Here is a 15,246-nt window from a genome sequence, read left to right on the forward strand (position 1 = left end):
CGCCTTCGATAATAAAAAAATACCCCGGTATTAACCGGGGTATTGTAACCATTGTCTGAGCTTATTTCAGCATTAAACTGATTGGCTTAGTAGCATCAGTTCACGCATTGCCACCGAGAACTTGGCAAATTCATGGCTCTTGGTCGTTTTAAATTCGGCCAGCATTAAGCGCCAGCGCTCGACCAGAATTTGATGCTGAGCAAGCCAGGTTTCGATCACCTCATCAGCAGCGCAGGAAGTACCACAGGTACGCACCACCACCGAGGCAAGTGAGCGTTGTTGCCAGTCGAGCTCTTCCCGGTAAGATGCCCGTGCCAGTGCCTGCCAATGATTGGCAACCGGCTGCTGGGTAATTTGCTCCAGGAACCAGTGCAGATCAAGCCTGTCACCAAGTTTGAAGTAAATCTCGGCAACCATTGCCAGCGAAGTTCCCTGGTTATCACTCACCTGAGCAATATCCATTACTGAGAATACCGTACTTAATTGAGTTAAGTAGCGGGCAACGTCAGCCGGGATCCCATTTTCAACTAAGTCCTGCTCATTGTCCCGTAACTGAGCTAACTCGGCCTCAGCAAGGTAACTGGCTAAATCACGGGAAATAGCCTGATAAGCTGGTTTAAAGAAATCAACGGTTTGCTGAATATCCATTGTTTTGTTGCGATGACGAATAAACCAGCGGGTTGCCCGGCGCATTGTCCGTCTTAACTGGAACAACAAGCGGTTTTGTAACGATGCCGGAATTTTATTATCCAGTTGTTCCAATTGCTTCCAGATTGAAGACAAGTCAAATAAATCACGGGCAATAGCGTAGCACATGGCAACCTCACCAATGTGAGCGCCGGTTTCTTCTAACATCCGCTGCGCAAAATTCGGTCCCATTTCGTTAACCAGCATATTGGCTAACTTAGTGGCGATAATTTCGGCTTTAAGAGGATGCGTTTCCATCTGTTTCGCGTATTGGGTTTGCAGCAACTCTGGAAAGGCGGTAAATAACTGCCGTTTAAAGTAGGCATTGTCGTAAATTTCGGGCAATACCAGCCGCTCTTTTAACACCATTTTGCCGTACGCGGTTAAAATTGCCAACTCAGGCCGGGTCAGACCGATGCCTTTAACCATCCGCTCTGCCAGCTCATCATCTGTTGGTAAAAACTCCAGCTCGCGATTAAGCTTGCCATCTTTCTCCAGCGCGTGAATAAAGCGGGTGTATTCTTTAATTTGCTCAGCACCCAGTAACGACGACAGGGTGATACTCTGCGTTTGCCGGTAGCACTCTTTCAATACCAGCTCTGCGACATCGTCTGTCATGTCGTTCAGTAATTTATTACGCTGTTTCAGGGTTAAATCGCCATTTTGCACCAACGCGTTTAACAGAATTTTGATATTAACTTCATTGTCTGAACAGGTAACGCCGCCAACGTTATCAACAAAGTCAGTATTGATCCGGCCACCATTAGCGGCAAATTCAATCCGACCACGCTGGGTTGCGCCTAAGTTGCCACCTTCGCCAAATATTTTGGCTTTTAAATCTTTACCGTTAATCCGCAATGGCTCTGAGCCACGATCCCCTACTTCAGCATGACTTTCAGTAGTGGCTTTAATGTAAGTACCGATACCGCCGTTCCATATCAGGTCAACCGGCATCATCAGGCATTCGCGGATCAGCTCATTCGGGGTCAGGCTGGTTTTAGTGGTACCCAGCATCTCCTTCATTTGCGCAGACAACTTAATTGCTTTGGCACTGCGGGCAAAAATGCCGCCGCCTTCAGAAATTAATGACTTGTCATAATCTTCCCAGGTAGATGTCGGCAAATTAAACAGCCGCTCCCGCTCAACATAACTGGTCGCTGCATCTGGCGTTGGGTCGATAAAGATATGCATATGGTTAAATGCTACCTGTAAGCGGATATGTTTCGATAACAACATACCATTACCAAACACGTCACCGGCCATATCACCTATACCGACACAGGTAAAATCAGTGGTTTGACAATCAATACCGGTTTCCCGGAAGTGCCGTTTTACCGCTTCCCAGCCACCACGGGCTGTGATACCCATTTTCTTGTGGTCATAACCGTTCGAGCCACCTGATGCAAAGGCATCACCAAGCCAGAAGTTATACTCTTCAGAAATACCATTGGAGATATCCGAAAAGGTTGCAGTACCTTTGTCTGCTGCTACAACCAGGTAAGGGTCGTCTTCATCTAACCGGGTTACATTTTTAGGCGGCACTATGCTGCCCTGAATAATGTTGTCGGTAATATCCAGCAAACCACGAATAAAGGTGCGGTAACACTCTTTGCCTTCGGCAATAAATGCGTCCCGACCACCGGTTTCCGGCAGTTTCTTACAAACAAAACCACCTTTGGCACCTGATGGCACAATAACGGTATTTTTTACCTGCTGGGCTTTTACCAGGCCTAATACCTCGGTCCGGAAATCTTCACGTCTGTCAGACCAGCGTAAACCACCGCGAGCCACTTTACCAAAACGCAAATGTACGCCTTCAACCCGCGGTGAATACACGAAAATCTCAAACATCGGCAGAGGCAGTGGGATATCAGGTATTAAATCAGGTTTAATTTTAAATGAAATATAGGGTTTGTCAGTGCCATCAGCCGCTGGCTGATAGTAGTTAGTACGGAGTGTCGCATTAATCATATCGACGAAACGGCGGATAATCCGGTCATCATCTAAGTTAGCAACATTTTCCAGCTGAGCATTAATTTGCTCTTCCAGCTTTTCGATAGCCTTGGCAGTAGCTTTGGACGCTGGCGCAAATTTTTTATCAAAAAGCTGCACCAGTAACGCCGCCAGATCCGGATAGCGGGTAAAGGTACTTTCAACATAACTCTGGCTGAAGGTACCGCCAATTTGTCGCTTGTACTTGGCATAAGCCCGGATAATAGATGCCTGACGACCGCTTAAACCGGCCCCCAAAATTAACCGGTTAAAACCATCATCTTCAAGCTGACCGCCCCACACTTTGGCAAAGGATAACTGAAAGCTTTGCTGCGCTTCAGCAAAGTCCAGCGGTACGTCGCCGTTCAACTCCATAGAAAAGTTTAAGATCCAGCTAACAGACCCTTCCGGACATTTTACTGCGTATGGCGTTTCACCAATAACCCGTAAGCCGAAATTTTCCAGCATCGGCAGTACGTCTGACAAATGTATCGGGTGGTCTTTATGGAACAGGTTTAAACGCACCGCTTTACTGTCTTTACTCTCTTCCTGCGGCCGGTAAAACAGCATTTCTAACTTGTTGTCGTCGTTTAATGCTTCCAGCTTACCAATGTCTACCAGCGCATCGCTTGGCAGCATTTCTTCTTTATAAGCTCTTGGGAAACTATTTACGTATTTACGGCCCAATTCGCGACCACGGGCTTCACCATAAACACCCGTTAATGCCGTTTCTAATTTGTCTTCCCAGGTGCGGGCTGCTTCAACCAGATTACGTTCAATATCTTTCACTTTATACTCGACATGGCTATCCGTGATCCGCACCAGATAATGGGTACGGGCCAACACAGATTCAGAAAAATAGGTAGTAAATTCTACCGGCTCATCGGTGCCCAGTGCCCGTTGTAAAATGGCCTGAGTTTGCTTGCGAAGCTGAGTGTTATAGCGCTCCCGTGGTACATATACCATCGCGGTAACAAAACGACCAAAGGCGTCTTTGCGCATAAACAAACGGGTCATGTCCCGTTCCTGCATTTGCAGTACACCCATTGCTACGTACAGCAGTTCATCTGCGCTGGCCTGAATAAGCTCATCACGTGGGTAAGTTTCCAGAATATTCAACAGCGCTTTATAGGCGTGGGTACCAGTGGCGAACTCTGACATCGCCATGACTCTGGCAAGCTTGCTTTTCAGTAAAGGAATATCTGCAGCACTATTGTTGTAAAGCGATGATGAGTACAAGCCGATAAAGCGATGCTCGCCAACAACCTTACCGTCCTTATCAAACTGTTTAACGCCTACGTAATCAATATACGCCGGACGGTGCACCCTTGATTTATTATTGGTCTTGGTTAGCACCAGCACAGTCGGGCTCAATGCCTGCTTACGACCCGTGTCAGGTAATTCAGACAACAATAAATCACGTGACTCAGAGCGGCGCATTAAGCCTAACGAACTGGCATCAATGCCGGCGATTTTATAGTCACCTTTAACCGGTGTAATTTTGTATTCACGATAGCCAAGTAAGGTGAAATTATCTTTAACCAGCCAGTTTAAAAAATCGGTCGTTTCTTGAATTTCATCAGCTGCTGCTTTGCCACTTTGTTTGGCAAAGGTTTTTGTAACATCCAGCAGTTTTTGGCGGGTTGGTTGCCAGTCCTGCACAGCCAGTGACACGTCTTCCATCACCGAAAGCAGTTCAGTTTTTATTGCCTGAATAGTGGTTTCGTCACTAATCCGGTCAATTTCAATATGAAAAACAGTTTGCTGGGTGCTAGAGCTGGTTTTACTACCCAGCTTAAAAAAGTCAGTTATCCGGCCAGATTTGTCACGTTGGGTTTGCAACGGATAATGCAATAATAAATGAGCCGCAATACTATGACGACTTAGTGCCATCCGCACTGAGTCAACCAGAAACGGCATATCCTGCACCACTATTTCGACAATAGTGTGCTTGGATTCCCAACCATGACGGGAAATTTCAGGATTGTAAACCCGGATCCGCGCCTGTGGTTCAGCATGTTGATTGAACGTTTGCCATAAACTTAACGCAGCGCCGTACAGATCACTGTCATTACGACCAACTAAATCTTCATTCGACATATTGCCATAGAGGGTGTAAGCGAATTTTTCGACCAGCTCAGGCTGATCTTTTACTTTTTGAGTTATCAGTTTGCTTACATTATGTAGTAGTACAGAGGGATGACCGTCTATCAGTGCCATTATTGTATCCTTTTTCAGAGCACAGCTTTAACAGCTGGATCTACCTAACATACAAGGTCTTGTCTGCTGCGCAGTGTAGTGACTATTGTAGCGCTTTTGAAGCACTATTTCTGGCTTTTATGCTGGTTAAACCAGTGGTTTTTAAGGCTTTTGACAACTTATTCAGTTCGCTTAAATAGAAAATGGCCTTTCGGCCATTTTCGTGTTTAAACATGCAAAAATAAATTTCTACGATTAACGATTATTCCGCCAGAAAACAGCAGCTAGTGCTGGCAATACCACTATTGCACCTAACATATTCACAATAAACATAAAGGTTAACAGGATACCCATATCGACCTGGAACTTTAATGCTGAGAAGACCCAGGTACTAACCCCTATCGCCAGCGTGATCCCAGTGAACAGTACTGCACTGCCCCGTTCTTTCAGGGCTTCAAAATAAGCCTGACGCAGTGGCATGCCATCCCGTAACAACTGGCTCATACTCGACAGGATATAAATACCGTAATCGACACCAATACCAACACCCAACGCAATAACCGGTAAAGTGGATACGGTTAAACCAATTTGTAGTTTGGTCATTAGCGCCATTGCCAGCACTGAAACCACATACAAGGGTACCACAACCGCTATGGTTGCCCTGAGTGAACGGAAACTCAGTAAGCACAGAATGATTACCGCGCCATAAACATACCACATCATAGGTTGCTGAGCTGCAGCGACCGCTTCATTGGTAGCAGCCATCACGCCAGCCGGGCCTGATGCCAGCATAAAGCGGGTTTGATCATCACCAAGCTCGCTGCCATATTTTTTCGCTGCGTTAACTACCCGTTCAATGGTTTCTGCTTTGTGATCTTCCAGGAACACCATCACCGGCATTACCGAACAATCGGCATTCAGCAAACCAGTACTGGTTTCAACGCGTGAGGTTGCTTGGACCAGTGACTGGGTGTTTCTTGGCAGCACCCGCCATTTCTGGTTCCCCTCGTTGTAAGCGGCATTGATATTTTTCGATACCGAAGCCAGTGACACGGCAGACTGCACTCCGGGCACGTTCTCCATCAGCCACTGGAACTGATCAATCCGGTCCATAATGTCATGCTCAGTACAGGCACTGGGCACGGTCTCAACCATGATATTGATGTAATCAACTGATATTGCAAAGCTTTCGGTAATTAACTTGGTATCCAGATTGTAACGGGAGTCTTCATGTAATGATGGCGCGCCCTCATGTAAATCACCAATTTTAAGCTGCTGACTTTGCCAGTAACCTGCGGCAAACAAGATGGCAGTAATGAGCAGAATACCATAGGCAAAAGGCCTGGTAGCAAAGGCCGACATTGCATACCAGAATTTATCAGCTTTAACAGATGGCGCCGCCACCCGGGCTTTATAAGCCGCACTGAATTTAACATAGGACATCAGCACCGGCAGTAAAATCAGGTTTGTTAAAATGATGACTGCAACACCTAAGCTGGCCGTAATAGCAAGCTCACGAATTACCCCGATTTCAATTATCAGTAAGGTTAAAAAGCCTACGGTATCTGACAGTAACGCTACACCACCAGGCACCAATAGTTTACGGAAACTTGATTCAGCAGCGGTCTTAGCATCCATTCCAGCGGCAACCCGCTTGCCGGTTGAGTTAATCATTTGCACACCGTGACTGACCCCAATGGCAAAGACTAAAAACGGGACCAGAATAGACATAGGGTCAATCCCGAAACCCAATATTGTTAATAAGCCCATTTGCCATACAACAGCTATCAGCGAACACGCTATTGGCAACATGGTCAGCATTAGTGATTTTGAAAAGAAAAAAACCATTAATGCGGTAACGCCGATCGCTATCAGGAAAAACAAGACCACGCCTTTGGCGCCGTCTGCTACATCACCGACCATCTTGGCAAAACCAATAATATGCACCGTTATTTGCTCAGTCTGATGCTTGGCCCGGATGTTCTGCTCCAGAGATGCAGCAAAATCGAGGGTATCGACGGCCTCACCGGTATCCGGGTCAATATCGAGCAACTGGGCAGTAATCATGGCACAGCTATAATCGTCAGCTACCATCCGGCCAACAATGCCGGCTTTTTCGACGTTAGCTTTTACCCGCTCCAGGCCACTTCTGCTGGCAACAAAATCGGCCGGAATAACCGGACCACCGGCAAAACCGTCTTCCACAACTTCAATAAAACGGGTGCTTGGGCTGAAAAGTGACTTTACCAATACCCGGTTAACGCCAGAGGTGTAAAGCACATCGTCATGAGCCTGACGAAATGTTTCAAAAAAGGTCGGATTAAAAATATCGCCACTACTGTCACAAACTGCTACCAGAATATTATTGGCCCCGCCAAAATCTTCAGCATGCTCCAGGTAAGTTTGCATATATTCATGTTGTAACGGGATATTTTTGGTAAAGGATGCATCAAGTTTTATATCTGTCGCCTTTACCAACAAGCCAATGGTAACGACTAAGAAAACAAGCAACACCAGTATCCGGTGTCGGAACAACGCGTATTCAATTTTATTAACCAGCGAATTTACACTCATATTATTCAGACTTATCCAGGTTTAATACTTTTATGCCGACCTCGGTAACCAATAACATTTGGTTTTGTAACACCAGGCCGTTTAAGATGGCTTTGCCATCAGATTCAGAACGATCAGTAAAGGTCAGCCCATCATCACTGCTTTGTAACAAGGCTCCGGCATTGCCGGCCAGAAAAACATTGCCAGCCTGATCACTGAATACACTGTTTAAGGTTGCCGATTCGCTTAGTTCAACCTGCTGCCAGCTTTGCCCGTTATCACTGCTCCGGAAAACATGACCGCGTAAACCAACGGCCAGTAAGCCCATTTCAGGCGTACGATGTAGATCAAACAACGAGCCATTATAAAACTCTTCCATTCGCTGCCAGCTGTCACCAAAGTCGTTACTCTTGGCGATAAAACCCGCCTCGCCAACCATATACAAGGTGTTACCATCGGCAAAAATACGGTTAAAATGGGGCAGTATCGAACTTAATTCAGCACGATACATTTCCGGGTCTGTTTCCTGCAGATCCAGTAAATATTCTTTATCTTCCTCAGCGGCCAACTCAGCAAAAAAAGACTGTTGCCAGGTATTGCCGCCATCGGAAGTAACATAAAATAAACCATAAGCGCCGACAGCGATGCCATGCTGGCGATTCCGGAAATATACGTCTAATAACGGTTTATCACTTTCAGGAAGAAATTGCTGAACCTGCCAGCTATTACCACCATCAACTGTTGCCAGAATAGCGGCATCATGACCTACTGCCCAGCCATGTTGATCATCAGCAAAATGAACAGCATTTAAATTACTCTGTAAAGGAACTGCAGCTTGTTGCCAGTTAATACCATCCAGGCTTTGCAGGATATGGCCACGCTCGCCAACCGCTACATAAAAGCTACTATTAACCCGATAAATATCTGTCAACAATGACTTTTCAGCCAATGGCATAATATAAGCCGCCCTGGCTTCTTCTGCAGAACTGGTATCAGCAAAAACATTAAGTGCCGTGCTAGCTAACAACACATAACTGCAAGCCAAAAAAAGTTTATTTAACATAGGCAGCGTAACTACTCTTAAAATTGGGTGACAATAAATTGCTGCGCTTACAAATTATATATAACAACAGCAACCGTATTTTGAAAAAAAAACGGCCGGCTAATGCCAGCCGTTCGGTCTACTACGTTAACTAACGAGTACCCTCACGACGCAGCGCCGCAGGTGTGAAATCGTTATCAGAGAGGTTAACTGAAAAGTCATACATTCTATCCTCGTTATCCAGGCCGATAGCAATATAACGGCGTGAATTTAGATCATGATAAACTTCCAGCGTACTCCAGTGAGTTGGCACTTCATAATAGTTCAAGCCATGAGCAACTGCTACCCGGTACATATCACCGCGGTTATCATACAGGTCCGCAATATGGATCTGCCAGCTGTCTTCATCAATATAAAATACCCGCTTGCCATAAACGTGACGGGTGCCCTCTTTCAGGGTGGCTTCCACTACCCATACCCGGTGCTTTTCCCAACGAACATAATCAGGGTTAATATGACCAGCCATCAGAATATCTGCATATTTGGCGTCTTTGCTATGCAGTTTGTAATCGTTGTAAGCGATATACATTTCTTGTTTGCCCTTCAACTCCCAGTTATAGCGATCTGGTGAACCGTTGAACATGTCAAAGTCGTCTGTAGTACGCAGACCATCTGAAGCGGTACCTGGCGCATCATAAGCTACGTTTGGTGCCCGACGAACACGCCGTTGCCCGGTATTGTAAGTCCACGCCTGACGTGGTGTTGCCACCTGATCCATGGTTTCATGTACCAATAACGCCGTACCGGCCAGACGCGCAGGAGAGGTTACGCTCTGCTTAAACCTGAACAGAATATTTTCTGCTTCCAGGGCGTCAGCAGTTGCATCCGGATGTGAGTATTTAAACATAATCTGTTCGTCAAAACCGATTACAGTAAAAGCCCCGTTAGACGTTGGAGCTGCCTGGCCACCATTGCGGCTGGCTGCAACACCACGATACCGTACGATGTGATTCCAAATTGCTTCCAGGCCGGTCGCAGGAATAGGAAATGGAATACCAATAGCAGCATTAATTAAACCATTACCACCCTGAACTAATTCAGCTTCAGTAGCTATTTTTTTAGTCGCATCATAAAAATACTGTGGGTAAGAAGCACTGCGTCGGGTTGGATAAACATTCATCTTGAACGTATCAGGATAAATATCAAACAACTGCATCATTCCCGGGCTTAAAAAGCTCCGATGGTCTGCCACGTTTGACTTATCGATTGTTAAAATAACTTCGTCTGACGCAAACGGATTAACATGGTGATCACCAGCAGTATAACCGGCCGGCGCACTGGTAATACCACCAGTCCACTCAGGTATAGAACCATCAGCATTGCCTGCTTTCTCAGCACCAACCGGTGTTAAATCGTTTCCTAACCTGGCGGCTTGTTCTGGTGTAATCTTTGCCAGGACGTTGCAACTGAATACCAGAGCAATCGCCGAAGATAATAGGGTGAGTTTTTTCATAATTGGCTCTCGTCCCTTAAATAGAGTATTTAATATTGAAAGATACAAAATCACGGTCAGCAACGTTGTTGGTCGTGCCTACACCGCCCCAGAACCAATTGTATGATAGTTCAGCTGACCATTTGCTTAAGTAATCAAAACTTACCGCATAAGCCGCTGATTTTCTGTCTTCAACAAACATAAACAATGGATCAGGCGTGATACCGTTAACATCGTGTGAGAATACCAGGCGCTGCGACATATTAACCCCGGCAAAAACGTTGTTGTAGTCAGCTTTTGCCAAAATACGGTATCCCCAGGCAGATGCGGTTGGGAAAGGGTTGGTTTCAGGGCCATCAGATAACCCGGTATGCAAACCTTGTGAAGGACCGTTTATCCCAATCAGCGGGCCACCGCTGCGATCGGTACCCGGGCCATTTAGCCGCAGCACGTCCGGTGAAGGCATATCGCTGATCCGGATACCCCCAACTTCAGCCAACATGGTGAAGTTATCGGCCGCCAGCCAGGCTGTTGGACCAAACAAATGGGTAAAAGTAACCTGAGCCTGCAGATTATCGCTCAGAATATAACCCTGGGCCGGGTCACCCGGTTGTACCTTAACGCCTATTTCCCGGCCAATCTGAGAAATCCCCGCCAAATCAGGTCTGAGACCTGCATTTGCCAGTTGCTCCGGCATACCTGCATACAAAATTTCAACATCGTCTATTTGTAACGGATCATCCTGACGATAGGAAATTTCACCGGCAACTGAAGTGGTTCCCACCGTAGTGTTAAAGCTGAAACCATAAAGTTTAATATCTTCCGGATACTCCAGCTTACCTTTGGAAAAAGCGAGCAAGTTGCCAACGTTTTCGGCAGTTAAATTCCCGGCCTGAGCGACTAAGTAACCAATATCCTGCTGAATAGCAGCACCTCTGAAATCAGAGGCAACACCAGATATTACCGGCACCCTGCTATGATAATTCATATAGTACAGCGCAAATTCAGTGTCATTTAAGTCTGGTGAAAAATATTCAATTTTTAAACCATACTGGCCACCATCTTCCGGCTTAATTTCACCATTTTCCCCCGCCGGGCGCAGCGCCACTTTTGTCGGGTATGCCAGGTAAAGCTGAGCCGCAGTAGCAGGATCCAATTGTCCGGCAGCAACGGCTGAACCGATACCATTTAAGTTTTGTAGCAGATAAGCCAGATCAATATCAGGGTTACCAGCAAAACCTAACTGGATATTCTGGGCATAACCGCCCCGCCCCGCAAAGTCGTTAGTAGAAAAATAGGTGCCTGGTGGTGGCAGATAACTTTCCTGCCAGGAATACTGATAGAACATCTCTGTCGACAGGTTATCAGTCCAGCCTACAGATAGCGTTACCATGCCAGTTGGAATAAACGCTTCTTTTAAATCTGCACCTGGCGCACGCAGGATCCCTACATCAACAGGACTGATATTAATGCCGTGTGGAATAAAAGTACTTTCACCCCAACTCAGCACCTGATTACCAACCCGTACCGTAACCGGATTCATGCCATCATTAAATGAGAAATTGCCGTACAAATAAGCATCTAACACTCTGAAGTCTTTACATGCCAACTCTCTCGAACCTTTGTCGGCGCATGGGTCAACCCGTCCTCCGCTTAACGGGTTGCTGTATGCGAAATCACCATCATTCATGGCAAAATCGTAAAAATACATAAAGCGGCCAAAAAAGCCGATATTGTCATTAGTAATGGATAATTCGTGTAAGCCCTTAAACAGGCTGGAGAACATGTCGCCACGGTCGAAATTAAGATTACCACCATCACCATTGCTGGAATAGGCCCCTGGCTGCGCCCAGATGTCTGAAGGGGTATATATGACATTAGTTGCCGCGTTATAACCGGCCCAGTCAAAACGTGGATGGTTTACTTTAGCTATCGTATCCCAATTTCGTTCCTCAGTACGAAAACTTCCGCCGTAAGAAAAGGTTGAGTCGAATACAACCTGGAAATTGCCAACATCAAAGGTTGCAGCCTGCGCAGGCACAACTGACAATGCCAGCAATGCCGAAGCAACCCCCAAGGCTAACGGACTTTTATAAAAAGTATTAGGCCTTCTATTCATCTTGTGATCTCCCCCCTGTCCCTGCAGGTATGTGTTATGTCTTTTTAATTATTATGCTGAACCAACTGCTCGGAGGTCAGCTTGCATCAGAGAAATAATTACATCATTTTAGGGTGTTAGCAAGGCTTCTCCATGCGTAAATCTGTTGATTTTAATTCAATTTTTATTTATTGCCGCTTTCGCCAGAACAGATAACCGATGTTTCAGTTTAATCGATGTCTGAACCTTGCAGCAGGTACTTCATAAGCTAATGAAATTAAAGGTCAAACCAGATGAAACTGCAAGGCTTTGTTTTAATCTACCGTTTAAAGTAAAAGCTCTAATTAATTTTTTCCAGACTTTCAAAAGCGCCTTTTTCAGTTAATATCAGCCTGAACCGGCCACGTAGGCCTAAAGCAGAAAAATACTTCTGGAAATGCTTCAGACCCAGCTGGATCCGCTCGCCAGAGTCTGCGGTAACCACTACATAGCGAATAGTGCCCTGATAGTACAGTAAGCATTTCTCTCTGGCCAGAAAGGCGCTAAACAAGTATTGGCGTTTCATAACAGGCTTTTAGTAATTTTCTCGTATAAATCATTACTGAGATTCGCTTTAGTTGCCAATAGTTTTAATTCTGCCAGCATATGGTCGCGACGCTGATCATTAAAACGTTGCCAGGCTAACAAAGGCGTAATTAAGCGGGCGGCAACCTGCGGGTTTATCGTATCCATTTTGGCCACTACTTCTGCCAGACAGCGATAGCCCCTGCCATCGGCGCGATGGAACTGCTTCGGGTTACGCATGCTGAATGCCCCAAATAAGGCCCGAACCCGGTTGGGGTTTTTCCAGCTGAATAACGGGTGGGTGCTGAGTTTAGTAAGACTGGTAAACACTTCACTTTCTGGATTGCTGGCCAGCAACGAAAAATATTTATCCATCACCAGCACGTTGTCTTGCCATTTATTAGCGAAGTCGGCGGCAAAGGTATCAATAAGCGGCAGACCTGCATCCTGCGCGGCTGCCATCGCTGCCAGCGTATCGGTCATATTATCCGATTGATGATAATGCTGTTCAAGCTGCTCAGTACTATCAGGCTTGAGTGCCAGATAGCTCAGGCACCGATTGCGCAGCGCCCGCCTACCTACTGCCTCTTCACTATACTGATAAGGCGTTGTACCAGTTAACTGATAACAATTAACTAAGTCTTGTTCCAGCCTGGCCACCAGCTGTTGTTTTATCTTTGTTAAACCGCTGAGAATCGCATCCACCGGAATATGCAGGTATTGCTCAGCCAGGGTGTCAAAATCCGGCAACGTTAACAACTCAGCAGTAAGCGCTTTGTCAGGCAACGGCTGTTGCAACCAATGGCGCATCACATTTATCAGTGCGTCAGGTAATTCAAGTGGTGCCTCTGGTTGTAAAGTGTGCTCTCGGATCAGATTTGACCAAAATACCTGCATTGCATCCCATCTGGCAAAACCATTGCTGGCCTTTTCTGCAATCAGCAATAGTTGCGATAACTGATAATCCTGTTGTAGTTTTACCGGCGCTGAAAAATTCTCCCAGACAACGACAGGATCGCTCTGTACGTCAGTGAAAGTAAATTGCTCCGTTGGTTTACTGAGCGTAATCAGATGTTGCTGGTCTACCCTGCCATCGCTGCTGAGTAGCTGCAGCTGCAGTGGGATAAGCAGTGCTTGTTTCTCTGGTTGGCCGGCTGTTGCAACATGCTGCTGGCTTACTTCAAGCTGCAGAGTTGTATGTTCAGCGTCATAATGCTGCCTCAGCGTTACAGCGGGTGTGCCGGCCTGACTATACCACAACCGAAATTGGCTTAAGTCAGTGTCATTAGCGTCTTCCATAGCACTGACAAAATCGTCACAGGTAACGGCCTGGCCATCATGACGTTGCAGATAACACGCTAAGCCGCGCTGAAAACCGGGTTTACCCAGCAGGGTTTGCAGCATCCGGATAACTTCAGCGCCTTTGTCATATACCGTTACGGTATAAAAGTTATTCATCTCCAGCACCTGCTCGGGCCGGATTGGATGGGCCATCGGTCCGGCGTCTTCGGCAAACTGGGCAGTACGAATGAGTTTTACCGCATCTATCCGGTTCAGGGTAGCTGAAGCCATATCTGCACTGAACTCCTGATCCCGGAAAACTGTTAAGCCTTCTTTCAGGCTGAGCTGAAACCAGTCCCGGCAGGTCACCCGGTTGCCGGTCCAGTTATGAAAATATTCGTGGCCAATAATAGACTCTATATTAAAGTAATCTTTATCAGTGGCACTGCTATCATCTGCCAGCACATACTTACTGTTGAAAACGTTCAGGCCTTTGTTCTCCATCGCCCCCATGTTAAAGAAATCAACCGCTACCACCATGTACACATCCAGATCATACTCCAGCTTGTAGCGGGTTTCGTCCCAGCGCATTGCCCGTTTAAGCGCCGCCATGGCAAAATGACCTTTGTCCCGCTGACCAGGATCTACAAAGAGTTGTAAGCTGACATCGCGGCCACTTTGAGTACGGAAACTATCGCTGATACAATCAAAATTACCGGCAACCAGCGCAAACAAATAACAGGGTTTGGCAAACGGATCATGCCAGCTAACCCGGGTTCTGCCATCGGCTAGTTTCTCAGTTGCGATCTGATTACCGTTAGATAACAGATATGGATGCTGACTTTGATCAGCAATTATATGAGTGGTATAAACCGTTAAAACATCGGGGCGGTCAGGATAGAACATGATACGGCGAAACCCTTCAGCCTCGCATTGGGTACAAAACACGTTGTTAGCCAGGTATAACCCTTCTAATGCGGTATTTGCTGCCGGGTTAATTTCAGTAGTTATCTGCAGGGTGAACGTGGCAGGTACCTTGGCAATAATAAGCTGATCATCGGTAAGTTGATAGTCTTCCGGATTTAGCTCAGCGCCATTAATAGCGATAGATTGCAAATTTAACTGCTGGCCATCTAACACCAGTGGTACGCCCTCAGTTTGTTGTCTCAGCTGCATCAGTGCGGTTACCCGGGTAGCCTCAGCAGCCAGCTCGAACGTCAGATCCATTTCCGGAATTAAAAAGTCTGGTTGCCGGTAATCGGCCAGACGCCGGCTGCTACGTGCTGAATTACTGCTCATATTCGCTCCTTGGTACCGCTATAAAACATCGATGTGAAG

General features: G+C 46.4%; 7 protein-coding genes. All 7 read right to left on the reverse strand.

Annotated features, from left to right (window positions below; all coding sequences use genetic code 11):
• Positions 1–72: 72 nt before the first annotated feature.
• The gene (locus H141_RS0100845; RefSeq protein ID WP_019674347.1) at positions 73–4,899 is read right to left on the reverse strand and encodes an NAD-glutamate dehydrogenase; all 4,827 of its coding nucleotides are present in this window, start codon (positions 4,897–4,899) and stop codon (positions 73–75) included.
• Between the two features lie 234 nt (positions 4,900–5,133).
• Complete coding sequence (locus H141_RS0100855; protein WP_019674349.1) at positions 5,134–7,452, reverse strand: efflux RND transporter permease subunit; 2,319 nt, start codon at positions 7,450–7,452, stop codon at positions 5,134–5,136.
• A 1-nt stretch (position 7,453) separates the two neighbouring features.
• On the reverse strand, positions 7,454–8,461 hold the full coding sequence (locus H141_RS0100860) for a WD40/YVTN/BNR-like repeat-containing protein (RefSeq protein WP_240473071.1): 1,008 nt from the start codon (positions 8,459–8,461) through the stop codon (positions 7,454–7,456).
• A gap of 163 nt (positions 8,462–8,624) precedes the next feature.
• Positions 8,625–9,986, reverse strand: coding sequence for a DUF1329 domain-containing protein (locus H141_RS0100870; RefSeq protein WP_019674352.1), 1,362 nt, complete (start codon positions 9,984–9,986; stop codon positions 8,625–8,627).
• A 16-nt stretch (positions 9,987–10,002) separates the two neighbouring features.
• Positions 10,003–12,084 (reverse strand): DUF1302 domain-containing protein, encoded by a 2,082-nt coding sequence (locus tag H141_RS0100875; protein WP_019674353.1) that lies wholly within the window; start codon positions 12,082–12,084, stop codon positions 10,003–10,005.
• A 319-nt stretch (positions 12,085–12,403) separates the two neighbouring features.
• Positions 12,404–12,628 carry a DUF2835 family protein gene (locus tag H141_RS0100880; protein WP_019674354.1) on the reverse strand — a complete coding sequence of 75 codons (225 nt, stop codon included), beginning with the start codon at positions 12,626–12,628 and terminating at the stop codon, positions 12,404–12,406.
• Entirely contained in the window at positions 12,625–15,207 is a 2,583-nt protein-coding gene (pepN, locus tag H141_RS0100885; RefSeq protein WP_019674355.1) for an aminopeptidase N, read from the reverse strand. The genes H141_RS0100880 and pepN overlap by 4 nt, the downstream gene beginning before the upstream one ends.
• Between the last annotated feature and the right edge of the window lie 39 nt (positions 15,208–15,246).

The organism is Arsukibacterium perlucidum DSM 18276, from assembly GCF_000382165.1.
Lineage (GTDB): Bacteria > Pseudomonadota > Gammaproteobacteria > Enterobacterales > Alteromonadaceae > Alishewanella > Alishewanella perlucidum.

What these genes read in the sequence shown, in the direction of transcription:
- H141_RS0100875 (WP_019674353.1), bottom strand. Translation starts at nt 12,084, where the DNA reads ATGAATAGAAGGCCTAATACTTTTTATAAAAGTCCGTTAGCCTTGGGG.
- H141_RS0100870 (WP_019674352.1), bottom strand. Translation starts at nt 9,986, where the DNA reads ATGAAAAAACTCACCCTATTATCTTCGGCGATTGCTCTGGTATTCAGT.
- H141_RS0100855 (WP_019674349.1), bottom strand. Translation starts at nt 7,452, where the DNA reads ATGAGTGTAAATTCGCTGGTTAATAAAATTGAATACGCGTTGTTCCGA.
- H141_RS0100880 (WP_019674354.1), bottom strand. Translation starts at nt 12,628, where the DNA reads ATGAAACGCCAATACTTGTTTAGCGCCTTTCTGGCCAGAGAGAAATGC.
- pepN (WP_019674355.1), bottom strand. Translation starts at nt 15,207, where the DNA reads ATGAGCAGTAATTCAGCACGTAGCAGCCGGCGTCTGGCCGATTACCGG.
- H141_RS0100845 (WP_019674347.1), bottom strand. Translation starts at nt 4,899, where the DNA reads ATGGCACTGATAGACGGTCATCCCTCTGTACTACTACATAATGTAAGC.